This window comes from Clostridium sp. UBA5712 (assembly GCF_002419845.1).
GTDB lineage: Bacteria > Bacillota > Clostridia > Clostridiales > Clostridiaceae > Clostridium_J > Clostridium_J sulfidigenes.
The window spans coordinates 412,171-438,530 of the sequence record NZ_DIGW01000015.1; the positions used below are offsets into that span (position 1 = coordinate 412,171).

The 26,360-nt window shown below is 31.3% G+C and carries 22 protein-coding genes and 1 riboswitch; all 22 genes read left to right on the forward strand.

Annotated elements, in window-relative coordinates:
- Positions 1 to 11: 11 nt before the first annotated feature.
- The 22 genes from B3B03_RS14665 (at position 12) to B3B03_RS14770 (ending at position 26,285) form a co-directional block, all read left to right on the forward strand.
- Positions 12 to 2,663, forward strand: a complete 2,652-nt coding sequence (locus B3B03_RS14665; protein ID WP_346877704.1) for a VWA domain-containing protein — start codon at positions 12 to 14, stop codon at positions 2,661 to 2,663.
- 189 nt (positions 2,664 to 2,852) lie between these two features.
- A riboswitch (purine riboswitch) is annotated at positions 2,853 to 2,951 on the forward strand.
- 246 nt (positions 2,952 to 3,197) lie between these two features.
- Positions 3,198 to 4,652 carry an IMP dehydrogenase gene (gene guaB / locus B3B03_RS14670; RefSeq protein WP_346847201.1) on the forward strand — a complete coding sequence of 485 codons (1,455 nt, stop codon included), beginning with the start codon at positions 3,198 to 3,200 and terminating at the stop codon, positions 4,650 to 4,652.
- 22 nt (positions 4,653 to 4,674) lie between these two features.
- Complete coding sequence (gene guaA, locus B3B03_RS14675; protein WP_346877705.1) at positions 4,675 to 6,204, forward strand: glutamine-hydrolyzing GMP synthase; 1,530 nt, start codon at positions 4,675 to 4,677, stop codon at positions 6,202 to 6,204.
- Positions 6,205 to 6,535: 331 nt separating this feature from the next.
- Positions 6,536 to 6,919, forward strand: coding sequence for a hypothetical protein (locus B3B03_RS14680; protein ID WP_346847203.1), 384 nt, complete (start codon positions 6,536 to 6,538; stop codon positions 6,917 to 6,919).
- 258 nt (positions 6,920 to 7,177) lie between these two features.
- The gene (locus B3B03_RS14685; RefSeq protein WP_346847204.1) at positions 7,178 to 7,540 is read left to right on the forward strand and encodes a NifB/NifX family molybdenum-iron cluster-binding protein; all 363 of its coding nucleotides are present in this window, start codon (positions 7,178 to 7,180) and stop codon (positions 7,538 to 7,540) included.
- Between the two features lie 18 nt (positions 7,541 to 7,558).
- Complete coding sequence (locus tag B3B03_RS14690) at positions 7,559 to 8,383, forward strand: ATP-binding protein (RefSeq protein WP_346877706.1); 825 nt, start codon at positions 7,559 to 7,561, stop codon at positions 8,381 to 8,383.
- Positions 8,374 to 9,225, forward strand: a complete 852-nt coding sequence (locus B3B03_RS14695) for an ATP-binding protein (protein ID WP_346866819.1) — start codon at positions 8,374 to 8,376, stop codon at positions 9,223 to 9,225. The genes B3B03_RS14690 and B3B03_RS14695 overlap by 10 nt, the downstream gene beginning before the upstream one ends.
- Before the next feature lie 40 nt (positions 9,226 to 9,265).
- Entirely contained in the window at positions 9,266 to 9,622 is a 357-nt protein-coding gene (locus tag B3B03_RS14700) for a NifB/NifX family molybdenum-iron cluster-binding protein (RefSeq protein WP_346847207.1), read from the forward strand.
- 10 nt (positions 9,623 to 9,632) lie between these two features.
- Positions 9,633 to 9,863 (forward strand): Fur family transcriptional regulator, encoded by a 231-nt coding sequence (locus tag B3B03_RS14705; RefSeq protein ID WP_346847208.1) that lies wholly within the window; start codon positions 9,633 to 9,635, stop codon positions 9,861 to 9,863.
- Positions 9,833 to 10,285: a DUF134 domain-containing protein gene (locus B3B03_RS14710; protein ID WP_346877707.1), complete on the forward strand. Its 453-nt coding sequence runs from the start codon at positions 9,833 to 9,835 to the stop codon at positions 10,283 to 10,285. Before B3B03_RS14705 ends, B3B03_RS14710 begins: the two co-directional genes overlap by 31 nt.
- Positions 10,286 to 10,418: 133 nt before the next feature.
- Complete coding sequence (locus B3B03_RS14715; RefSeq protein ID WP_346877708.1) at positions 10,419 to 11,429, forward strand: hypothetical protein; 1,011 nt, start codon at positions 10,419 to 10,421, stop codon at positions 11,427 to 11,429.
- A gap of 402 nt (positions 11,430 to 11,831) precedes the next feature.
- Entirely contained in the window at positions 11,832 to 12,524 is a 693-nt protein-coding gene (locus B3B03_RS14720; protein ID WP_346877709.1) for a hypothetical protein, read from the forward strand.
- A gap of 132 nt (positions 12,525 to 12,656) precedes the next feature.
- Positions 12,657 to 13,679, forward strand: coding sequence for a calcium/sodium antiporter (locus B3B03_RS14725; RefSeq protein WP_346847211.1), 1,023 nt, complete (start codon positions 12,657 to 12,659; stop codon positions 13,677 to 13,679).
- A gap of 73 nt (positions 13,680 to 13,752) precedes the next feature.
- Complete coding sequence (locus tag B3B03_RS14730) at positions 13,753 to 15,108, forward strand: glucose-6-phosphate isomerase (RefSeq protein WP_346877710.1); 1,356 nt, start codon at positions 13,753 to 13,755, stop codon at positions 15,106 to 15,108.
- A gap of 2 nt (positions 15,109 to 15,110) precedes the next feature.
- Positions 15,111 to 15,557 carry a YaiI/YqxD family protein gene (locus tag B3B03_RS14735; RefSeq protein ID WP_150845372.1) on the forward strand — a complete coding sequence of 149 codons (447 nt, stop codon included), beginning with the start codon at positions 15,111 to 15,113 and terminating at the stop codon, positions 15,555 to 15,557.
- Positions 15,558 to 15,765: 208 nt separating this feature from the next.
- A complete protein-coding gene (locus tag B3B03_RS14740) occupies positions 15,766 to 17,772 on the forward strand; it encodes a triple tyrosine motif-containing protein (RefSeq protein WP_346877711.1) in 2,007 nt (668 codons plus the stop codon).
- Positions 17,773 to 17,840: 68 nt separating this feature from the next.
- Positions 17,841 to 18,683, forward strand: a complete 843-nt coding sequence (locus tag B3B03_RS14745; RefSeq protein ID WP_346877712.1) for a lytic transglycosylase domain-containing protein — start codon at positions 17,841 to 17,843, stop codon at positions 18,681 to 18,683.
- Positions 18,684 to 19,155: 472 nt separating this feature from the next.
- On the forward strand, positions 19,156 to 19,872 hold the full coding sequence (locus tag B3B03_RS14750) for a pseudouridine synthase (RefSeq protein WP_346877713.1): 717 nt from the start codon (positions 19,156 to 19,158) through the stop codon (positions 19,870 to 19,872).
- 578 nt (positions 19,873 to 20,450) lie between these two features.
- Entirely contained in the window at positions 20,451 to 22,628 is a 2,178-nt protein-coding gene (rnr, locus tag B3B03_RS14755) for a ribonuclease R (protein ID WP_346847216.1), read from the forward strand.
- A gap of 315 nt (positions 22,629 to 22,943) precedes the next feature.
- The gene (locus B3B03_RS14760; RefSeq protein WP_035131319.1) at positions 22,944 to 24,110 is read left to right on the forward strand and encodes an iron-containing alcohol dehydrogenase; all 1,167 of its coding nucleotides are present in this window, start codon (positions 22,944 to 22,946) and stop codon (positions 24,108 to 24,110) included.
- A 969-nt stretch (positions 24,111 to 25,079) separates the two neighbouring features.
- Positions 25,080 to 25,547 (forward strand): SsrA-binding protein SmpB, encoded by a 468-nt coding sequence (gene smpB, locus B3B03_RS14765; RefSeq protein ID WP_035131317.1) that lies wholly within the window; start codon positions 25,080 to 25,082, stop codon positions 25,545 to 25,547.
- Positions 25,548 to 25,673: 126 nt separating this feature from the next.
- Positions 25,674 to 26,285 carry a histidine phosphatase family protein gene (locus tag B3B03_RS14770; RefSeq protein ID WP_346877714.1) on the forward strand — a complete coding sequence of 204 codons (612 nt, stop codon included), beginning with the start codon at positions 25,674 to 25,676 and terminating at the stop codon, positions 26,283 to 26,285.
- Positions 26,286 to 26,360: the final 75 nt, after the last annotated feature.

The window sequence follows — 26,360 nt, forward strand, 5'->3', positions numbered from 1 at the left end:
AGGTGGATAAAATGAAAAAAAGAATCGGTTACAAAGCAATATTATGCATAGGGCTTATTCTCTGCATGACAGCTACCTTAGTAATGACTTCTGCATCAAATGCCAGTGCCGAAGTAGCAACAAAGCCAGCCTTTGAGGTAAAGATAAATTCAGTATCCCCTGAATTCCCTAAGGTAGGAGAAGATATTACTGTCAGTGGAAAAATAATTCCTAAAGACTTTGAAGCTGAAGTTCCAGCTAAAGAAATAGTATTGGTACTAGATGTATCTGGGAGTATGGCGGACAATGTATATGTAAATGGTAAATCCTCTACAAAGATAGCAGAATTAAAAAAAGCAGCAAAGAACTTTGTAGATAAAATGAAGGATGTGCCTAATTTAAAGATTGGGATAGTAGCCTATTCAAGTAATGCCAGTATTAAAAAAGTAGATAAAGAAATATTAATAGATGCCAATAAGGTAAATGAGCTGAAAACAGTTATAGATAATTTAAAGGCTGATGGAGGTACTAATACTGGGGAAGGCTTAAGAAAAGCTGCCTACTTACTTAGTACATCTAAAGAGAAAAATGCAAATAAGACAGTGGTTTTAATGTCTGATGGAGTACCAACATTTTATTCTTACTATTATTCATATTATTATAAGTATTTTTATAAAAATATAGATGATAGCAATCCGAAGTTTGATGGAAAAGGTAATGAACTTGATGATGATGCAGTAGAATATGCAAATATTATAGGGGAGCGTATAAAGGAATCTACAAACAATGTATTTTCTATAGGTTATGGTTTAGGAAATAAGAATAGTGAAGCCAATAAAACACTAAAACAAATCCATGAATCTATGGGAGGTAAAGAAGGTAATTTCTTTGCATCTGATAATGGTGCTATAGACAACGTATTCCAGAATATAGCTACAGAAATCTTAGCTTCCTATGCCATTAGTAATGTAAAAATGGATATGAATCTTAAATCAGGATTTTCTCTAAAGGTTGGAGGAAATAAAGTAGATATTGATAATGTATTATATAAAACTGATGGTAAAGTTAAAGATGGCAAGGTTACCTATACAGCAGATCCTGTGCCCTTTGAATTTGTAATTAAAAGTGGAGTAACGGGACATCATGAACTCTTTGCAGGGTCTACAGTGAGTTTCCCTTGGAAGGATAATGAGATTATAACTGCTCCAGTACCTAGTATAAGCGTTAATATAGATAAAAATGAATTACCTAATATTAAGGCTAAGTTAACAAGCCCAAGTGAAGTAGAGGCATATCCAGGAGAGGAAATAAAGGTAACCTATGATATTAAACCTGAAAACTTTGTATTTCAAGATAGTGAAAATGAGTCAACTTCTAATGAAAAGGAAATTGTTTTTTTGCTAGATACTTCAAAAAATGGGGGAGATAATTATCTTGATGATTCAAAACATTTATGGAGTGGATTATTAAATGATTATAATAAGAAGGACTCTATGGCCAAATTCGGATTAGTAACTTATAGTAATACAGCTGAAATAGAATCAGAACTTACAGATGCTAAGGATATAAAGAATGAATTGAAAAATGTAACATCTTCATCATCTACAGAAAGAAACATTGGTAATGCTCTTGAAATGGCAGATAGTATTTTAACAAATGGAAATAAATGGGCAACGAAATATATTATAATTTTAGCTGCAGGAGATGTTAGCTATGATATAAATAAAATTAATGCTGTGAAAAATAAAGGATATAGCATTATATCCTTGAAATTAGGAACATCAGGAAGTGATGACATTAACAATACCAAAAGCTTAAAGTGGATTCATAATGAGTTGTGGGGAATTGAGGATGATTACTTTAATGCTGTTAGAGAAAATGGTGGTGCTCTCAATAATAAAGTTAAAGAAATTGCATTACGATTATCAACAAAACGATATAAGTCATATGTATTTGGGGATGTTAAGTTGAATTTTAATATAGGTGATGAATTTGACGTAGTTTCAGGACTTAAATCAGTAGAAAGTAGTAGTTCCTATAATTATGCATTAGAGATACCAGAAATTAGATATACCTATGATGTTGTTAATAAAATATATAAAGCTAGTGGGTCGCAGGTATCCTTTATAATTAAGACAATGGAACATGGGGAACTTAAGTTTAAGGATAGTAACACTATTACTTATACAAACCTTATAGGGGAAATGGCGAAATTCAATATAGAAACTCCTACTATTATTGTTAGAGGACAAACAGATATACTTCATGGAATCTATAATGGGTATGACAGTAAAACTGAAAAATATAATATAGACACAGAGGAAAGAACTTTAGCAAAAGAAGCAACAGTAACCTTTGGGGCTACCTTTGAAACCTATAGTAGTAAGGCAAATATCGGACTTAAGGTACCAAGTAACGCAAAGATTCAAGACACTCCTAAGGTATACAAAGTAGATGAAGAAGGCAATCTTCAGTTATTAGGAGACATGGTTATGAATTCTACAGATTCATTATATTCCTATACCTTAGGTGGAAATGTAGTTAAGGATGATAATATTATTGTGCTTTATACAATCACCTTACCTAAGGATGAAGGCGCCTATGAAAATATAATTTCTGTTGATGGAGTTGAAGCTCCAGCTAAATTTAATGTTGGGAAGGAAGCTTTACCAGATTTATTTTAAAATTTTAGTATAAATATACATTATCTCACTATAATTTTTTAATTAATTATAGTGAGATAATGGAAAAATTCTCATTAGTAATGTATAATTATTATATAAGTCGATAAATTTCTACAAAATTTAGAAAATAGGTTAAAAGTTTTCCTTGACAAACATACTTATTTTAAATAAAATAGGTGTAATCAATTAATAAATTATGAATAAATAACTCATATATCCCTTGAATATGGCAAGGAGTTTCTACCGGAAACCGATAAATTTCTGACTATGAGTAAAAGTAATCATGTTATAGATTTCATTGAATTTATGGACATGCTTAATTTTACTTGTATGTACATAGTATGAACTCTAATGGAGTTATATTATGGGTTGAAAGTGAATTAAGCATGTTTTTGTTTATGTTTTAATTAAATTTAAAATATAAACAAAAACTATGTTAGAGAATTTAATACAATAATTTTAATTGATTTCAGATTATAAGTATAACTAAAGTTAATTATAAAGAAAATAATATAGAAGGAGAGGATTTAAATTATGGCAAAGATATTAAAACAAGGATACACTTTTGATGACGTATTATTAGTTCCAAATAAATCTGAAGTTTTACCAAAGGATGTTAGCTTTAAAACAAACTTAACTAAAACTATAGCTCTTAATTTACCACTAATAAGTGCTGGAATGGATACAGTAACTGAAAGTAAGATGGCAATAGCTATGGCCCGTGAAGGTGGAATTGGAATTATCCATAAGAATATGTCTATAGAAGCTCAAGCAAGCGAAGTAGATACAGTTAAAAGACAAGAAAATGGAGTAATTGTAAATCCATTCTCCATAGGAAAAGATAATGTTATACAAGATGCATTAAACATAATGTCAAGATATAGAATATCTGGAGTGCCGGTAACTGAAAATGGAAAATTAGTTGGTATAATTACTAATAGAGATATAGTGTTTGAAACTGATTATAGTAAAAAAGTAAGTGAAGTGATGACTAGTGAGAATCTAGTTACTGCAAAAGAGGGAACAAGTATTGAAGAAGCTAAGACAATACTTGCAAAACATAAAATTGAGAAATTACCTTTAGTAGATAAAGATTTTAATCTTAAAGGATTAATTACTATAAAGGATATAGAAAAGGCTGTGAAATTCCCTAATGCTGCAAAGGATGCTTCAGGAAGATTACTTTGTGGAGCTGCAGTAGGAGTTACAAAGGATATGATGATAAGAGTTGATGCTTTAGTTAAAGCTCACGTAGATGTCATTACTATAGATACAGCACATGGACACTCTAAAGGTGTTATAGATGCAGTTAGAGAAGTTAAAGAAAAATATCCAGAGCTTCAAGTTATAGCAGGTAATATTGCAACAGCAGAAGGTACAAGAGCTTTAATAGAAGCTGGAGCAGATTGTGTTAAAGTTGGTATAGGACCTGGATCTATCTGTACTACAAGAGTAGTTGCAGGAGTTGGAGTTCCTCAACTTACAGCAGTTATGGACTGTGTTGAAGAAGCGGAAAAATCAGGAGTTCCAGTTATAGCTGATGGAGGAATAAAATATTCAGGAGATATCGTTAAGGCACTAGCTGCTGGAGCAAAAGTTTGTATGATGGGTTCAATGTTTGCTGGTTGCGCCGAAGCACCAGGTGAAATAGAAATATATCAAGGTAGAAGTTACAAGGTATATAGAGGAATGGGTTCTTTAGGAGCTATGGCAAACGGAAGTAAGGATAGATATTTCCAAGAAGATAACAAGAAATTAGTACCAGAAGGTGTTGAAGGAAGACTTCCATTTAAGGGTAGCGTAGTAGATACTATATACCAATTAATTGGTGGTATTCGCTCAGGAATGGGATATTTAGGATCAGCTACACTAAAAGATTTATATGAAACTGCAAACTTCGTAGTTCAAACTTCAGCTGGATTTAGAGAAAGTCATCCACATGATATAGTAATTACTAAGGAAGCTCCAAATTATAGTGTAAATCAATAATCTAAGAAGGAGAGCTTAATTTATGGATAGAGAATTAGTATTAGTTGTTGACTTTGGTGGTCAATATAATCAATTAATAGCAAGAAGAGTAAGAGAGCATGGAGTATATTGTGAGATAATTCCATATAGTACTTCTGTTGAAAAAATAAAAGAATTAGATCCTGTTGGAATAATATTTACTGGTGGCCCTAACAGTGTTTACGGGGAGGGTGCTCCAAGAGTAGATAAGGAATTATTTGATTTAAACATTCCTATCCTAGGAATCTGCTATGGTGCTCAGCTTATGTCCCATGTTTTAGGTGGAGTTGTTAAGACTGCTACTGTTAGAGAATATGGAAAAACTGATGTTAACTTAAACACAGATAATAAATTATTTAATGGAATAAAAGAAAAACAATGCTGGATGAGTCACACTGACTTTATAGAAAGCGCACCACAAGGCTTTGAAATCATAGGTCATACAGATGAGTGTCCTATAGCTGCAATGGCGAATGTAGAAAGAAAACTTTATGGGGTTCAATTCCACCCAGAAGTTCAACACACTTTATTTGGAACAGAAATGCTTAAAAACTTCTTATACAATGTATGTGAAGTTAAGGGAGATTGGTCTATGTCTGCATTTGCAGAAGAAAAGATTGCACAAATTAAAGAATTAGTAGGAGATAGAAAAGTGCTTTGCGCTCTATCAGGTGGAGTTGATTCATCTGTTGCAGCAGTACTTGTTCATAAAGCAATAGGTAAAAACCTAACTTGCGTATTTGTAGATCATGGTCTACTTAGAAAAGATGAGGGAGATCAAGTTGAGAAAATCTTTAGAGAAGGCTTTGATATGAACCTTATCAGAGTAAATGCTCAAGAGAGATTCCTTGGAAAACTTAAAGGTGTTTCTGATCCAGAGAGAAAAAGAAAAATCATTGGAGAAGAATTCATCAGAGTTTTTGAAGAAGAGTCAAATAAACTTGGTAAAATGGATTTCTTAGTTCAAGGAACTATTTATGCTGACGTTGTAGAAAGTGGAACTAATTCATCAGCTACAATTAAGAGTCACCACAACGTAGGAGGACTTCCAGAGGACATAGAATTTGAACTAATAGAGCCATTAAGAGAGTTATTTAAAGATGAAGTAAGAGCTGTAGGAGAGGAAATTGGAATTCCACACCACTTAGTATGGAGACAGCCGTTCCCAGGACCAGGACTTGCAATAAGAGTACTTGGTGAAATTACAGAAGAGAAGCTACACATAGTAAGAGAAGCAGATGCTATATTTAGAGAAGAGGTTGCGATTGCTGGCCTTGAAAGTGAAATCTGGCAGTACTTCGCTTGCTTACCTAATATAAGATCAGTAGGAGTTATGGGAGACGAAAGAACCTATAGCCATACAGTAGCCTTAAGAGGAGTTACATCTTCTGATGGAATGACATCAGACTGGGCAAGAATCCCTTATGATGTACTAGATAAGGTATCTAGAAGAATTGTCAATGAAGTTAATGGAGTAAATAGAATTGTATATGATATAACTTCAAAACCACCTTCAACTATAGAGTGGGAGTAATATAAATATTCTAATAGATTAGATATTACTCTATCAACTCCTTGACAGAGTAATATCTTTTCTTAAACCCTAATGTATTTATACATGTTATCATGTTTAAATAAATCACACCCAAAGAAAGTAGTTATAAGTTTCTATATAATATAGAAATTTCATAGCTGCTTTTTTTATTTATAAATAATATACAATGTAAGTATTAATTTATAACTTATAGTGTTAAAAAATAAAATAGTAGAATTATTTATTGAATTTACAGCAATATTTATAAGTTATAATGGCACAAATTTTCTTACACAATAATACCATAATATTGTAAAGGAGATGATTAAAAATGGCTTTAGAAATCCACGATCATAACAGAGATGACCAGTCTTTATATGATGAATGTAAAGAACATGTTTATTATCACGTTATTTTAACAATGAGAGACGGAAGCATAGTAGATGGAATAATTGAGAATGTAGATGGAGATCGCGTTACCATGTTAGTGGGTGAAGATGTAATGGAGCTAGATGATGAAAATCAATATGATCAGCAACGACAATATAACCCTTATGGACGTCCTAGAAGAAGACAAAGACGTTATAGACGCAGAAACTTCCCACTTTTAGATTTAGCTAAATTATTAATAGTACCATATCCACCTTATATTTCTCCATATCCATATTACACCCAATATCCAGGTCAGTATATTAATCCATATTATCCTTTTTAATAAGGAATACTTAAACATCAGTAGTTTTGATTTTTTATAATTAAATAAAGACAATATTCAAGAGTATTGATGGAATAAAATTATCCCCAAAGTAGTTATGAAGTTTCTATATGAATTAGAAATTTCATAGCTACTTTTTTATAAAAAATAATAATTGGCATTTGACAATAACTTAAAATGGCAGTAATATATAATTAGCAAATGCCAATAATGAAAATCACATAAAAGAATAATTAATAAAGAAATGAGGAATGGAAAATGAAAATAGCAGTTTCAGCAGAAGGAAAAACTATTGTAAATTTACTTGATATGAGATTTGGAAGATGTGAGTATTTTCAAATTCATGATACTGAAGGTGGAGAAATTAAAGTTTTAGAAAACCAAGGCAAAAATGCTAGTGGTGGAGCAGGTATTTCTGCATCTAATCAATTAATTGATGAAAACATAGATGTTATTATCACAGGAAATCTTGGACCTAATGCTTTTGAAATCATTGAAAAATCAGGAGTTAAGGCATATAAGTGTGATGGTATAGTTATAGCTGAGGCTATAGAAAAATATAAAAAAGGTGAACTTGAAGAAATAAAAATGTCTGGTCCTGCACATCACGGAGCTCACTAGATTGGAGATGAATAGGTAGTGAATATAGCAGTACTTAGTGGAAAAGGCGGTACAGGAAAAACTACAGTATCTACTAATCTTGCTCTAAAGGCAAATTATATAGATTGTGATGTGGAAGAGCCTAATGGTTTCTTATTCCTAAAGCCTACAGTAGATACAAAAGAAAAAGTAATGGTAGAATATCCAATCATAGATGATAACAAATGCACTAACTGTGGAGCTTGTGTAAAAGCTTGTCAATTTAATGCTCTAGCAAAGGTTAAAGATGATATTATGCTGTTCCAAAAGTTATGTCATGGTTGTGGAGCATGTGAAATTGCATGTAAATATGGTGCTATAGCCTATGGTGAAAGAGAAACGGGTAAGGTTGAAAAAGGATCAGTAAGAGATATAAACTGTAGCAGAGGTGTTTTAAATATAAGCGAGCCAATGGCAGTGCCTGTTATTAGAGAATTACTTAATGGATTATCTAAGGGAACTAATTTAATAGATTGCCCACCTGGAACTTCTTGTAATGTGGTAAATTCTTTGAAATATGCTGATGGGGCAATACTTGTTACAGAGCCTTCTGAATTTGGTCTTCATGACTTAAAGATGGCAGTGGAACTTGTGAAAATGTATGATATTCCCTTTGGCATAGTTATAAATAAGGATGATGGAAAAGATAACATAGTAAAAAAGTATTGCAAAGAAGAAAATATAGAATTAATAGGAACAATTACCTATGATAAGGCTACAGCAGTACTTTATTCTAAGGGTGAAATACTTTACGATTATTTAGTTCATAAGAAGATATTTGATAAGCTTTCAGAGGGAGTAAAGGAGGTGCTATCTTGGAATTAGTAGTTTTAAGTGGAAAAGGTGGCACTGGAAAAACCACCATTGCAACAGCTTTAGCTGAACTTGAAAAAGATGTATTAAGAATAGACTGTGATGTAGATGCTCCCAATCTTTATCTCTTTTACAAGGGAAAAGATATTGAAAAAGATGAATTTGTAGGTGGAAAAAAAGCATCAATAGATGAAAGCATTTGTATTAAGTGTGGTAAATGTGAAGGTGTTTGTAAATTTAATGCCATAGAAAACTTTACTATAAATCCATTTCTTTGTGAAGGCTGTGGAGCATGTACATTAGTGTGTCCTGTAAATGCAATAAAACTAGAGGATGAAAAGACAGCAGATACCTTCATTACAGAGCTAGATAAAGGCATAATTTCAAGGGCAGAAATGGGTATAGGCAGTGATGGTTCAGGAAAATTAATAACTGAATTAAGAAAAAATGGTAAGAGATTTAATAAGGATGAAAAGTTAACTATAATTGATGGCTCACCAGGTATTGGATGTGCTGTTATAGCTTCAATAACAGGTTCAAATGCAGTTTTAGTTGTAACAGAGCCTACAAAATCAGGCCTTGAAGATTTAAAGAGAGTAGTACAGCTGTGTAAACACTTTGGAGTTTTTACTATGGTTTGCGTAAATAAATTTGATATAAATGAAGAGGTTACAAAGGAAATAGAAAACTTTATTTATGAAAATCAAATAGTTTTAGTAGGTAAAATTCCTTATGATGACATGGTTATGAAGTCTATAAATGAATTAAAACCTATAACTTTCTACAAGGATAGCATAGCTGAAAAAGCTATTGAAGCTATGTGGAGTAATATGACTAAGTATATATTAAATTAATATATTAAATTTTTAGGTAAAATAAAAGGAGGAATTTTTAATGAAAATAGCAGTTGCAAGTGATGAGAAATATGTAAGTGGACATTTTGGACATTGTGAAGGATTCACAATATATGAAGTAGAAGAGGGTAAGTCTTTAGAAAAAAGTTTTACTCCAAATCCAGGACATAGACCAGGACTTCTTCCAGTATTTTTAAGAGATTTAAAGGTAAATGTTATTATTGCAGGTGGTATGGGAGAAACAGCACAAGACTTATTTAACGAAAATGGAATTGAAGTTGTAGTTGGTGCACAAGGACTTAGTGATGATGTAGTTCAAAAATTTGTAAATGGTGAATTAAAATCAACAGGTAGCGTTTGTACAGAACATCAACATGAAGGTCACTGTAACGAATAATTATTATAAAATGAAAATATTTAGTGGCAAACCCCTGTATATTCATTTTAAATGTTATAAATGTAATAGTATAATTGATATAGATAGTCAAAATTTAAATTTTGACTATCTTAAATTAAACAAAAGAATAGAAGAAGAAAGTAACGTAGAAATATATGATTCTGATATAATGTTTATAGGATTATGTAGTAAATGCAGGGAGGATTTAAAGTGCCAAGACCAACAAAATTTAGAAGAGTAGAGTTTTTTCCAGAGGATACTTATTTTGTTCCATGGGGAAAGCCTAAATGTGAAATTAAAGAAACAGTTTTAAAGGTAGAAGAACTTGAAGCTATGAGACTTAAGGATATTGAAAAATTAAATCAAGAACAATGTGCTGAAAGAATGCAAGTATCAAGACAAACCTTCCAAAATATTATTGATAGTGCAAGGAAGAAGATAGCTATTGCTTTAACAGAAGGAAATGCTATAAGAATAAGTGGTGGTAACTACAGAGCTACTTTTTGTAAATTTAAATGCCTTCATTGTGGAGATGTGTATGATATAAATTATGAGCAAGACAAGGATAATTGTCCTACTTGTGGTTCAGAGGAAGTTGTTTGCAGCAAGAAAGCAGAGCTTTGTAAAAGATGGTGTAGAGGAAATAGTGTAGAGGATAAATAAGAGGTGGATTTCCACCTCTTATTTATCTATTAAATTTATATTATTTTACAGATGAAAAAATATAAGTTTAAGAATTTAAAATCCATTCTCTAGGAATAATAAATTTAAAGTCATAGGAATGGAGAGTGCTGATGTGAAGAATTTTAAGGTGATTGTTTTAGTAATATTTATCACTTCTTTTATAGTTAACTCACCTATAGAGGTTTTAGCATTACAAAGTAATAAGAGAAAAGATGATGATAAGAGGATAATTGAAATATGTGATGAAGTGAGAACTACTCCTGTGGATGAGGAAGAATTATTAAAGCTAACAAGGGAAGGATTAGACAAAGAAGATGCCGAGTTTTATATAAGACTTGATGAAATAGTAGAAAGGTTAGAACAGTGTGATTTAGAAGTGATATTAGATAATTCCATAGAAGATATAACTGATAAAGACTTTAGAAACAATAAGGAATACTATAGAAATCAAATACTAAAAGGAGATAAGGTTGCTTTAAAGAAAGCCTTTAAATCTCTAAAAAATATCTTTAGTGAAGAAGAATATACAGAAAAGGTAATTAATACTTTTGCTAATAAATCTGCTTATGAAATAATTTATCCTGATGGTTCAAAGATTACCTATAACACAAAAAACTCTCAAAGAGAAAATTTAAATAGAGAAAAGAATATTAAAAAACCAGTTATGTCTAATAAGGGTTATGAAGAAATCCTCATGGAAGAGGGAGTTTCATATGCCTATGGAAAGGTGGAATCTAAAGAAGCAGAGTGGTGTTTTGAATCAGAATTATCCTATTCTAAGATACATCTATATACTGAGTTTTTACTAGGTACTGATAAAATATCAAAAATTAACTACGCTAGAGGTGGGCAATCTTCCTATGGAGTAGTTAATATTGCAAATAGTACTGGAGCCACTATCTCTAGAACCTATAGTGAAGGTAAAGAAATACCTGCGGAAGCAAGAAATGAAGTCATATTTACTGTGACAGGTTCCTTTGGAGCTTCCTTTTTAATCTTATCCATAGGAGCAAATCCAGGATATAACTGGACTCAATATATAATATTTAGACTTTATGAAGTAGAAAAAATAGATGATAAATATGGAGCACACTACAAATGGTACGCAGCTGAATTTAAGTGAGACTCCAAATTTTATATTTGGTTAGTAGAACTTACTCATTCGAATGAACATGAGAAGGAGTGTCCCCTCGAGCAAAGCGAGAAAAAGAAATTTTATATTTGGTTAGTCGAAGTTAAGTGACCATTTAAATCTATGATTTAATTATGAGAACTTACTCATTTGAGCATAGCGAAAAGGAGTTTCACTTCAAAGATGAACATGAGAAGGAGTGTCCCCTCGAGCAAAGCGAGAAAAAGAAATTTTATATTTGGTTAGTCGAAGTTAAGTTACCATTTAAATCTATGATTTAATTATGAGAACTTACTCATTTGAACATAGCGAAAAGGAGTTTCATTTCAAAGATGAACATGAGAAGGAGTGTCCTCTCGAGCAAAGGGAGAAAAAATTAAAGAGGAATGTTATATGAGTAAACTTAAGAAGAGATATAAAAACAAGAAGAAGTACAAAATCAAAAATGGAAAAACAATTAAGAAAAATAGAAGAATTTTTATGATTTCAGTTATAGGATTATTCTTATTAATTACAGCTATTCTAATTAAGAATGATTTATTTAAAGAAACCATGGAGATAAAAAGTGGTAACTTGCCTATAAAAGATGAAGAACCCTTTGAAGTAAAGTTAACAGATAAGATAACATATCTTCTATCTAAGACCCTTAACATAGGTGAAGATAGAATATCTATTCTAAATGTATCAGATATACAAAAGGATAAATTAGTCATGTTTTTATATGAAGACAATGGTAAAAACTATGAGGGGTTATGCAAATTAAGTAAAGTAGAAAATTCTTATAACATCTTAACAACTTCTATAAAAGAGGTAGATAAACATGCTCCTTTTACAGTGAATGTAATGGAAACAAAGGTAAGCGCTACTGAGAATTACAAAGTTCTTGGAGGAGTAATAAATGATGAAAATATAAAATGCATAAATATTAACTTTACTAATAATACTATGACCAATATATTAATTGGAGAAGATAGATCATTTTTTTATGTAATAGAAGAAAATGAGATAGATATTTTAACTATAGAAGCATTAGACAATTCTCTTAAAATATTTTATAAATGGTACAGCAAAGAAAAAGGAATATAAGATAAAGATAAACTCGGTGAATATGTTAAAATTCATTGAGTTTATTTGTTTTAGCCATTATTATAAGTATATAGGGTAGTTTGAAATAATTTACATAATATTGTATACTGGCATAAGAGGGTGGAGGATATAATGGAGATGTTTTTACCTATAGTAATGTTTATTATAGGAATTATAGTAATAATAAAGGGCGGAGATATATTTGTAGACTCAGCTATGTGGATTGCTGAGATAACAGGAATACCAAAAATAATTATAGGAGCAACCATTGTAAGTTTAGCAACTACTCTTCCAGAGTTTTTTATAGCTTCAGTGGCAACTATTATGGGATCTCCAGAGATTGCAGTAGGTAATGCTATAGGAGCAATAATTTGTAATACAGGGCTTGTTCTTGCTATTTCAATGATTGCAATGCCTGTAGAGGTAGAAAAGAAGAGGTTTATGCCAAGAGCTTTTATGATGGTAGTATCTATGGTTTTACTATTACTTTTTTCTACAGATGGAAATATAAATAGAATAGAAGGGGTAGTCCTTTTAGGGTTATTTGTGTACTATATAAGAAAAAATATAAAGGGTGCTAAAAAGTCCCTTGAAATTCCTGATGAGACTGCTATGACTATAGATGAAATTAGTGTTAGAAGAAGAGTAAAAAAGAGAGAATTTGCAAAACATATAGTTGTATTTATAATAGGAGCAATACTTATAGGATGTGGAGCTAGGTTGTTAGTTGTAAATGCGCAGATTATTGCCAGGTATTATGGAGTCACAGAAGGAGTAATTAGTTTAACTATTATGGCCTTAGGAACATCTTTACCAGAATTAACTACTGTTTTAACTTCTATATATAAGAAGGAAAGTGGAGTAGCGGTTGGTAATGTTATTGGTGCAAACATACTAAATATAACAATGACTGTAGCTGCTAGTAGTATTTTAGCTAGGGGTGGATTAGTACTAAACTCTAGAAATATTCATATATTTAACGCATCTTTTATAAGCTTTAATCAGACTATACTTTTAGATATTCCAGTGGCTTTAGTATTGATGCTACTTATAATCTTACCTATATCAACTAATGGAAGATATTCTAAGAGAAATGGAATAATGCTTCTTAGCGTTTATATAATATACATAAGTTTTTTGATTTTAATAATATAAGGTATCTTCCCATCTTTGACTTGTTATTTATTTTCAGATACCTAATAAATCGTTTTATAGGAGGCAATTAGAAATGACTAGTTCTTTAAGTTTAAATATAAAAAACCTTCAAGAAGCAGTTAATGAATCACATATAAATAATTTAAAACCTATGATAACAACAGCCCATAACACTCTGCATAACAGAAGTGGTGCTGGCAATGAATTTTTAGGGTGGCTTGACCTACCAACTAATTATGATAAAGCTGAGTTTGAAAGAGTAAAGGTAGCAGCTAAAAGGATACAGGAAAATTCTAAAGTTCTTATAGTAATAGGCATTGGGGGTTCATACCTTGGAGCTAGAGCTGTCATAGAAGCAATGACAGGCCCCTTCTTTAATAGTATGGATGAGGATAAAAGAAAGATTCCAGCAGTATACTTTGCAGGAAACAATATAAGTTCTACTTATTTGTCTCAACTTATACAGCTCATAGATGGGAAGGATTTTGCCATAAATGTTATTTCAAAATCAGGAACTACTACAGAGCCTGCCATAGCTTTTAGAATATTTAAAGAAATCCTTGAGAAAAAGTATGGCAAAGAAGAAGCTAAAAATAGAATTTATATAACAACGGATAAGGCAAAGGGAGCTCTTAAGAAATTAGCAGATACAGAAGGGTATGAAACCTTTATAATTCCTGATGATATCGGTGGAAGATTTTCCGTTTTAACACCAGTAGGATTACTTCCCATTGCAGTGGCAGGAATAAATATAGATGAGTTATTACAAGGTGCTAGAAATGGAAGAGAAAACTTTAGTAATGAAGATGTACATAGAAATATTTGTTATAAATATGCAGCTGCAAGACATCTTTTATATGAAAGAGGAAAAACTACAGAAATTCTTGTAAACTATGAACCTTGTCTACAATACTTTGGAGAGTGGTTTAAGCAACTTTATGGAGAGAGTCAAGGGAAGGATGGAAAGGGTATATTCCCTGCATCTGTTAACTTTTCAACAGACCTTCACTCCATGGGTCAATATATTCAAGACGGAATGAGAAATATATTTGAAACTGTAATAAATGTAGAAGAACCACAAATAAATTTATCCATAAAAGAAGATGAAGAAAATGTGGATGGACTTAATTTCTTAGCAGGAAAGACTATAGATTTTGTAAATAAAAGAGCTATGGAGGGAACAGTCCTTGCCCATGTAGAAGGTGGAGTTCCTAATATAGTTATAAATATGAAAGCTTTAAATCCTAAGGCTCTAGGAGAGCTTATATACTTCTTTGAAAAATCCTGTGCCATAGGAGGATATTTATTAGGAATAAATCCTTTTGATCAAGAAGGGGTAGAAGCCTATAAGAAAAATATGTTTGCTCTACTTGGCAAACCAGGTTATGAAAAGCTTCAAAGGTCTCTAATAGAGAGGCTAGGTATTTAATTATGACTATTATAGTTGATGGTGATGGATGTGCAGGAAGAGGTATTATAGAAGAAGTAGCTAAGACCTATAAGGTTCCACTAAAAATTTATTGTGATATACATCATGTGATAAATTTAGAATATGGTGAAGTTATAATTATGGATAGTGGCTTTCAAGCAGTGGATATGAAGGTTGCCAATGAAGCTAAAAAAGGAGATATCGTAGTAACTCAAGACTATGGAGTAGCAGCTATGGTCCTTGGTAAAAAATCCTATGCCATAAGTCCAAGAGGATATATATTTTCTGAAAATAATATAGACAAATTACTCTTTGAAAGACATATAAGTGCCAAGGTAAGACGTGGCGGTGGAAAGACAGGAAAACATAAAAAAAGAAATGAAGACGATAATATAAGCCTTAGAGATAATTTAATAAAGCTTGTAGAAAGAAGTCTAAGAGAAGAATAGAAAAACATAAATTAAGAAAACACTTGTAGAAATATAATTTACAAGTGTTTTTTTACAAGGATTTTGTCTAATGAATTATCGCAAATAAAGACCTCCACAGGTTGTTACATAATATGTAAGTGTAGTATAATATAGCTATGCTTATGTAAGAATATTATAACAATTTAATCAATTAGGGATGTATATGTACATTCTAGGGGGAATATGTATGAATGAAATGATTATTGGTACAAGCCTATCAAGTCCGCAGGAGAAGGGGACTGAAATTAAGATATATATAGAAAATAAAATGTCAGATGATTTATTATATAAATTTATAATAAACTGTGATGGGGGTTGGGAAACCATTAGAGATTTCCATGAGGAGGATTTTACCTATTGGACACCTAAGGAAGATGGCAAATACATGATAATGGTACAATCTAAAAAAAGAAATGGAAAAAAACCTATTGAATTTACATCTAGAATGGACTTTATCATAGGCTCTGTAGAAGAAAAACTAATAAAAGATATTATCATTAGTAATAATGAAATAAAGTTAGGGGAAAAGATAGAAATTGATGTTGTACCTAACAAATTACCTATCTTGTGTAAGTATTGGATAAAAGAAGATTGTAAATGGAATTTAATAAGAGATTATTCCATGGATACTAGTTTAAGTTTTACCCCAAATCGAGAAGGGGATATCGAGATTCTTATAGAGAGTAAAGAAGAAGGCTCAGTACATCAATTTGATGACTTTAAAAATGTAACTTTTAAGGTATTGCCTATGGATGAAATAAGAATTAACAATATACAGTGCTTAACAGAAGAGCTGATAGTAGGTAGTGAATTAACCTTTGAGATTGATGCACACTTTGATGAAAATAGGGTTGTATTATACAAATTTATGAAGATTGATGAATATGGAAATATGCATGTAATGCAGGACTTTTCAAGTAAGAGACTAGTTAGCTTCACAGAAATACTACCAGGTAAGTATAAGCTTTTATGTTTAGTGAAGGACATGTATTCCCATGAGAATTTTGATGATAGGGGGATAATACACTATACTGTAGATAAATATAAACCTATAAAAATTCTTAACTTCACTTCTGATTTAAGCTCACCACAGCTTGAAAAAACACCTATAGAGTTTAAGGCAATATGCTCTGGTGGAGATAAATTGCTCTATAAATTTGTAGTAGATGGGAATTATCATAGTAGTTCAAATTTTACTACTAACAACAGTTATAAATGGATTCCAGAAAAAAGTGGCTTATATAGAGTTGAAGTTCTTGTAAAGGATAGTACCTATAAGGACGATTATGAAGAGAAGGCAATTATGGACTTTGTTATAGATGAAGACTGCACACAAAATGTATATATAAAAGAAATTAAGCTAAATAAGGACAAGCAAGTTCTTATAAATGAACCAGTTAAGGTAAATGTTGAAGCCACTGGCTCAAGAAATTTATTATATGAATTTATTGTGAAAAAAGAAGGTAAGGAAGTCAAGTTCATAGAATATAACGAAGAAGATAATTTTAAGTTCACTCCTACTAGTGTAGGAAAATATGAAATAGAAGTTAAGGTAAAACATCTAAAATCTAAGAGAGACTACGATGTACATTCAGTGATATATATAGATTGCAAAGAATATATACCAGCTAAGATAGATTATATTCTTACAGAAAAGAAGTATATGTATCTTATAGGTGATGAAATAGTCTTAGAGGTAATAACAGAAAACACTAGCAATACTTTAACTAAATATAAGGTTGAAATCAATGGCAGAGAAGTTGAAACTACGGAATTTAGTAATGATAAGAAGTTTAAACTGATTCCAAAATGTGCAGGAGTATATACGGTAAAAATATATTGTAAAAATGTATTTAGTACTAAAGAGTATGATTGTAAAAAGGAATTGATTTTAGATGTATTACAAGGAGTTCCAGTAACTAACTGCAAGATAACCTTAGATAAAGAAGTAATAAGGTGCAATGAAGATGTTAACTTCTATGTGGAATGTGACGGTGGAAAAGATAATTTATATGAATTTTATTTAATGGAAAAGGGAGAATGGAAGCTAATACAAAAGTATAGTAAGAAAAATTATTATACCTTTATGCCTTTCTATAAAGGGTTTTATAAGATATTGGCATTATGTAAAAGCTGTTACTCTAAGAGTGCCTATGATGACTATTCCATTTATGAAATTCAGTGTAAGGAATAAGGCATCTTAAAAAAATAAATAAGTGAAAGATGCCTAATAAGGTATAAAGAAACAAGGGAGATGAAATAATGAGTTACGATGTGGGTAGTGTTTATGGAGGAATAAATAACTATATAAACAGCATAGCTACAAATGGAAATACTAACAGTGGTATAGGTTCAGTGAACAGTGGAATTACTCAAAATCAATATGTTAACGGATTAGGTATTCTCAACGATACCTTAAGTTCTGGTACTGGCAGTGATGCCCTTACTGGACTAATGAGCTTAGGTTTAATGTCAGGAAGCTTTGGTGGAGGTTCAGACAGCAACACTTCTTCAAGCACTAGTGGATTTAGTTTAATCATGGCATCTTTACTAAAGGCCATGGGTGAAAAAGAGAGACAAACTCAGCAGGGCATAGATCAAAATAATAGAGCTTATAATAGTACTTCTAATGGTATTAATGATATAAGCAATGTCATTGTAAGAGCTATAGGAGGAGTAACACCTTCCACAGTGGTAAGTGCTACAGGTACTGACTCTGAAAGAATTGAAAAAGCCATAGCAGATGCTTCAACTAAATATGGAGTAAATGCGAATTTAATAAGAGCTATAATTAAAACAGAATCAAACTTTAATCCTAATGCAGTATCTCCTGCAGGAGCTAAAGGATTAATGCAATTAATGCCTTGTAACATAGAGCACTATGGAGTTAATGATCCTTTTAACATAGAACAAAATATTGATGCAGGTACAAGACACATAAAGGATTATCTTAAAACCTATAATTATGACCTAAACATGGCACTAGCAGCATATAACTTTGGACCAGGAAATATGGCATCTAGAGGAATAAGTAACTCCAGTGATTTTTACAAACTACCATCAGAAACAAAAAATTATTTAGTGAAGATAAATAATTTAATATAATTAACTAAATCTTAAGCTAATGTTGAGCCTGTACTTATATTATTGATGCTCAGCCGTTTCGAAGCATTGATTTACTAGAGGATTTATTCAAGGTAAAATCTACAACACAACAACTCGTATGCACTCAAACAAGTTGTGTTGCTTAACGATTTTACCATTCATAAATCCTAAGTAAAGAAATGTTTTAGGAGGTTCTTCTAATAAATTAGAAGAACTAAGTTCGAATATCTAAATCAAAGATTTAGATTCTTACTTATCCAAATGGCATTCGCTAACAATAATATTAAAGTACAGGCTCAACATTTTATAAAGATAAGTGAATAATTATTAAATAGCCTTGTTATATAGTGTAATTAGCTTAAAATATTAGATTTATTTTTAAAGTAATGTTAAAATGAATTTTGACTAATAATAATTAAAGTTAAATAATGAGTTAATATATAAACAAACTATTAATAAAGGATGGTATAATATGGAACGTTTAGATAAAGTTTTAGGAAATTTAGGCTATGGAAGTCGTAAGGAAGTTAAGGTTAGTTGTAAAAATGGAGAGGTTGTTGTTGATGGAGAAGTTATAAAGGATAGTTCAACTAAGGTTGATCCAGAGACTGCAGTTATTGAAGTAAATGGAGAAAGGGTAATGTATAGAAAGTATGTTTACCTACTTTTAAATAAGCCAGCAGGAGTTGTAAGTGCAACCTTTGATAATTATGATGAGACTGTTATAGATTTACTAGATCCAGAATATCAAGTTTTTGAGCCATTTCCAGTGGGAAGATTAGATAAGGACACTGTAGGATTCTTATTGCTTACTAATGATGGAGCTTTAAATCATAAGTTAATCGCTCCTAAAAACCATGTAGATAAGGTTTATTATGCAGAAATAGATAAGCCAGTAAATGAAAAGGATATTGAAAGTTTTAGAAAAGGTATTGTCATAGATGATGGTTATAAGTGTATGCCAGGAAAGTTAGAAATTATTTCTTCTACAGAAGATGGTTCTGAAGTTTTAGTTACAATACAGGAAGGTAAGTTCCATCAAGTTAAAAGAATGTTTGAAGCTTTAGATAAGTCTGTTGTATATCTAAAAAGAGTTAAATTTGGTCCTATGGAACTGGATGAAACCTTAGAAGAAGGCGAATATAGGGAGCTTACTAAAGAAGAAATTGAAGTATTAAACAACTTATAGGGATTTATTAACTGTATATACATTAAATTGAATATAAAAGGTAATTTGGTGTAATGTGTAGAAAATATACAAAAAATATAGATAAGGTATAAATATTAACAATTAGTTTATATTTTTTATTATAAATTTACTTGAAAATTTATAAAATTATATATATAATATATATATAAATAGAATAAATAACCCCTTTTTATTTATACGTATAACCTAACCCCAAGGGTTATACAAGTTATTTTATGTCGAATATAATTGTATATTATTGCAAGGAAAAAACCCATTGGTTACCCCCGATGGGTTTTTTCTTGTAATAGAATTTATTTTTGGAAAACACATGTTTAAGAAGGTAAATATAGAAATTATATAGCATATACTGTAAACTATATAATATGTAAATATCTAATGTAAAAAACACATAACATTGATTTAATAGAGCAATAATAGTAAATAGGTATACTAATTATAAACAGAGTTCTTAGCTTCGGCGAGAGTTTTAGAGATGGTAGGCATTATATAAAAAATAGTATGTATTAAGAGGATATATTACGTAAAGATGAGAGAAGTATGAAAGGAAGTGCATTATGAATATAAGAGAAGTACTTGTAAGCTTTATGAAAGAAAAAGCTTATAAACCGATGAGTTTAAAAGAGTTGTCTAAAATATTTGGTATAGGTAAAAAAGAGTCTAAAGAGTTTTTAAACCTATTAAATGAAATGGAGAAAGATGGAGAAATAATAAAAAATAGAGCAGAGCTATATGGAATTCCAGAGAGAATGGGTATACTTAAAGGGGTTTTTGCTGCTCACCAAAAGGGTTTTGGTTTTGTAATTGTAGAAGAAGATAGACCAGATATATTTATCCCTGCAAGTAATGTAAATAGTGCCATGAACAATGACGTAGTATTAGTTAAAGTATTAAAAGATGAAAACAACGGTAAGAAATCTGAAGGAGAAATTATCAGAATTGTTGAAAGAAAGAATAAAAAATTAGTTGGAACCTATGAAGATAGCAAAAACTTTGGATTCGTTGTACCAGATGATAAAAAGATAGGTCAAGACGTATTCATTTCTAAAAATGATAGAAATGGAGCAAAGTCAGGTCAAATAGTAGTGGTAGAAATCACTAGCTGGCCAGAGAAAAGAAGAAATCCAGAAGGAAAGATCATTGAAATCCTAGGAGAAAAAGGAGATAAGGGAATAGATATCCTAACTATAATTAGAAAGCACAATCTTCCTGAAGAATTCCCATTACAGGTAGAGGAATATGCAGAAAGAATAGAAGATATGGTTCCTCAAAGTGAAATAGACAGAAGAAGAGATCTTAGAGATGTGACCATGGTTACCATAGATGGAGAAGATGCAAAGGACCTAGATGATGCTGTTTCAGTAGAAGTTCTGAAAAATGGAAACTTCAAGCTAGGAGTTCATATTGCAGACGTATCACACTATGTAAGAGAAAATAATGTCCTTGATAAGGAGGCCTTTAAAAGAGGTACCTCTGTATACCTAATTGATAGAGTAATTCCAATGCTACCTAGAAAACTATCCAATGGAGTATGTAGCTTAAATCCAAAGGTAGATAGACTTGCTCTTAGTTGCTTTATGGAAATTGATTCTACAGGAAAAGTAGTAGATCATGATATCTTTGAAAGTGTAATAAAAACTAATGAAAGAATGACCTATACTGATGTAACTAAGATTCTTAGAGATGAAGATGCTGAAACTATAGAAAAATTTAAACACCTTCATGAAGACTTTAAGAACATGGGTAGATTATTTGAGCTCTTAAATAAGAAGAGATTATCAAGAGGTGCTATAGATTTTGACTTTGAAGAATGTAGAATAATCCTAGATGACACTGGTAAACCAATAGATATCCTACCTCGTGAAAGAGCCATTGCCAATAGAATAATAGAAGAATTTATGCTAATCTGTAATGAAACTGTAGCAGAGCACTTCTTCTGGCTTAATGCACCATTTGTTTATAGAGTTCACGAAGACCCAGATATGGAGAAGTTATTACACTTCAGCGAATTCGTATATAACTTAGGATATCATGTAAGATTTAAAGAAGATGAGATTCATCCAAGGGAGCTTCAAAAGATTCTAGAAAAGGTTAAAGGCAAGAAGGAAGAAACAGTAGTTAGTACCTTACTTTTAAGATCTATGATGAAGGCAAAATATTCCCATTTATGTGTAGGACACTTTGGTCTTGCTGCTAAATACTATTGTCACTTCACATCTCCAATAAGAAGATATCCTGACCTAGTAATTCATAGAATTATAAAGGAAATGATAAACGAAGGATTAAATTCTAAGAGAGAGAAGAGATTAAGAACCTTTGTAATAGATGCTTCAAAACAATCCTCTGACACAGAAAGAATGGCTGTGGATGCAGAACGTGAAGTAGATGACCTAAAGAAAGCTGAATACATGATGGATAAGATTGGAGAAGAATTCGAAGGAATCATATCATCTGTAACTAGCTTTGGTATGTTCGTTGAACTTCCTAACACCATAGAAGGTTTAGTTCATATTAGTGAGCTTCATGATGACTACTATATCTATGATGAAAAGCATCTAGCTTTAGTTGGTGAGAGAACTAAGAATATCTACAGACTAGGAGATGAAGTGAAGGTAGTTTGCTCTAAGGTTGACATAGATGCCCACGACATTTACTTTGAAATAGTTAAACCACAAGTAGAAGAAGAGGAAGAAGAAATGTCCCTAGACATCGATGATTTAATTTTTGGAGAGTAAAATATAGTTAAGAAGAAAACTATAAGGATAAAAATTTAACATTATATAAGAAGAGATAAAATTTTATTTATTAAATTAAATATGATTTTACCTCTTCTTTTTTATGTAATTTGCTATAAATTAAGGGAAACAAATAAAAATATAGGATAATTTTACATAGTAGAACGTGAAAACCAAAAAAAGATTGTTAAAAAGTTAAACAAATCAGATAAATTTTTAACAAAGTACTAGTATTTTTAGAAAAAGGTGGTATACTAAAATTATAAATGTTAAATAAATAACAAAATTTAAAGTTTGTATAGGGAGGTTCATATTATGGCACGTTTTACATTACCAAGAGATATATATCATGGAGAAGGAGCGTTAGAAACTCTGAAAACTTTAAAAGGGAAGAGAGCTTTCGTAGTTGTTGGTGGCGGATCTATGAAGAGATTCGGATTCTTGCAAAAGGTTGAAGACTACCTAAAAGAAGCAGGTATGGAAGTTGAATTATTTGAAGGGGTAGAACCAGACCCATCAGTAGAAACAGTTATGAAAGGTGCAGAAGCTATGAGAAGCTTTGAGCCAGATTGGATAGTTTCTATAGGTGGAGGATCTCCAATAGATGCAGCAAAAGCAATGTGGATATTTTATGAATACCCAGAATTTACTTTTGAACAAGCAGTTATTCCATTTGGACTACCAGAATTAAGACAAAAAGCAAAATTCGTTGCAATACCATCAACTAGTGGTACAGCTACAGAAGTTACAGCATTCTCTGTAATTACTGATTACAAAGCTAAGATTAAATATCCATTAGCTGATTTCAATATAACACCAGATATAGCAATAATAGATCCAGCACTTGCACAAACAATGCCAAAGACTCTAGTTGCTCATACTGGAATGGATGCTTTAACTCATGCTATAGAAGCATACACAGCATCACTAAGATCAAACTTTTCAGATCCATTAGCATTAAAAGCAATTGAAATGGTAAAAGAACACTTAATAGATTCTTATAATGGATGTGAAAAATCAAGAAACTTAATGCACGAGGCTCAATGCCTTGCAGGAATGGCATTCTCAAATGCACTACTAGGAATAGTTCACTCCATGGCTCATAAAACAGGAGCAGTATTTCACATTCCTCATGGATGTGCAAATGCAATCTTCCTTCCATATGTAATTCAGTACAACAGAACTAAATGTGAAGATAGATATGCAGACATAGCTAGAATGTTAAAATTAAATGGAAATACAGATTCAGAATTAACTGATTCATTAATAGAAATGATCAATGACTTAAATACAAAACTAAGCATTCCTCACTCAATGAAGGAATACGGTGTTACCGAAGAAGACTTCAAAGCAAATCTTGAGTTCATAGCTCACAATGCAGTACTTGATGCATGCACAGGCTCAAACCCAAGAGAAATAGATGACAAAACAATGGAAAGACTATTTGAATGCACTTACTACGGTAACAAAGTAGAGTTATAATCTAATGTTGAGCATGCCCTTATATTATTAACGCTCAGCCGTTTCGAAGCATTGATTTACTAAAAGGATTTATTCAAGGAAAAATCTACAATACAACAACTCGTATACACTCAAACAAGTTGTATTGCTTAACGATTTTACCATTCATAAATCCTAAGTAAATCTAATGCTTCTGCAAATGGCATTCGCTAATAATAATATTAAAGTGCAAGCTCAACATAATAGAAAAATAATCAATTGTTTCATGAAAGATTCTTATATTATGTTATTAATTCTGTTGAACTAAGGTACAGCAGATTTAAAAAATATCCTTATAATTCATCAAATCAAATCAAATCAACTTGGAAGAGCTGTCTCAAAGTAGAGTTTAAAAAAATTCTACCGTGAGACAGCTCTTCTAAGCTTCACTCCAAATCTATGATTTGGTTAAGTGAAGCTTACTCATTTGAACAAAGTGAAAAGGAGTTTCCTTACGACCAAGGGGAGAAAGCAATCTATGAGGAAATCCCTGAAACCCCCACAGCGCCAACAACTAGTTAACTATTTACCTAGTTATATAGTTATATAGGTAAATAGTTATATAGTTATATAGGTAAATAGTTTACTATATAACTATAGATCTATTTAAAAAGTTTCATATATAAATATTTTTAATTTTAAATAGTTAAAATGTAGGTGTTCCATAGAGGGTTTAAATGCAGTTATATCAAGGGATTAGCTATGTAAGAACATAAAAACATAAAAAGCTAAAAACATGGGAATTGGAAAAATTGAATTAGTATGAAATTATTTTTATATGTGTATAACATTCTAAAGAATTAAAATTCATATATTTCAAGGTTAATAATTACAATATTTATAATTTAGGTTATAATAAAAATAGGTTATACTATACAATACATTTTTAATTTAGTAAAATCACATGTATAATGAGAAAATTATATATTAATCATAAAAGTAGGTGAAAACATGGCAAAGAAATTAGGAACTAAAACTTTAGTAGAAAATAGAAAAGCAAGGCACGATTACTTCATAGAAGAAGCTATGGAAGCAGGAATAGTACTTGTAGGAACAGAAGTTAAATCTATAAGAGCTGGAAAAGCAAACCTTAGAGATAGCTATGCAGATGTATACAATGGAGAAGTCTTCGTAAAAAATATGCACATAAGCCCTTATGAGCAAGGAAACATATTTAACAAAGATCCTCTAAGAGTAAGAAAGCTACTTCTTCACAAAGGAGAAATAGATAAACTTTTAGGATTCACTGCTCAAAAGGGGTACACTCTAATACCACTTAGCTTATATCTTAAAGACGGTAAAGTAAAAGTGAACCTTGGAGTTTGTAGAGGTAAAAAAGATTACGATAAGAGAGATGTAATGCTAGAAAAAGCAGCGAAGAGAGACATAGACAGACAAATGAAAGAGAAATATAGGTAAGAATCTAAATCTTTGATTTAGTTATTCGAACCTACTCATGGGAATGAATATGAGCAGGAGCTTCCTTTGTATAATAGGATTTTGCTATGAAGTATGGGAAGTTAAGACAGGGGGGATCGGTAAGAGATGAAAAGAATAATTACCATTCAACATACTCAATCAGTACATCATACCAATGGAATGATTGGTTCATGGACAGATTGGGATTTAACTAACCTAGGAAAAGATCAAGCAAATAATATTGGGATAAAGCTTAAGGAAGAACTTTCAAGAGATAGTGCCTATGTTCTGTATTCTTCAGATTTAAAAAGAGCAAAACAGACTGCTGAAATTGTAGGAAAGCATTTAAAATTAAAACCTATTATTAATGAAGCTCTAAGGGAACGTAACCTTGGTTCTGCTGTAGGAAAAAGTGTACAGTGGCTTAGAGAAAATCAAACAGCATGGGAAAAGACAATTGATGATAGATGTGTACCAGATGCTGAATCAAGAAGGGAAACTTGGAATCGGTTAGAGCCTTTCTACAATGACATAATGAGCAGTGATGATGCGAATATAATTATTGTTTCCCATGGGGACACATTAAGTATTTTTAACGCTATGTGGTTAGGACTTAAGCCAGAAGCTCTTAATAACTGTGATTTATTTGGATTAGCAGGTGGAGTTTCTCATTTTATAGAAGATGACAACGGAAAACATATCATAAAGAGACTAAGCGACATGTCTTATATAAAATAGTTAGATTTAACTATATACGATAAAATAAAGTCATATTTAGTGTAAAAGTATCATTATAAATGGTACTTTTTTTAC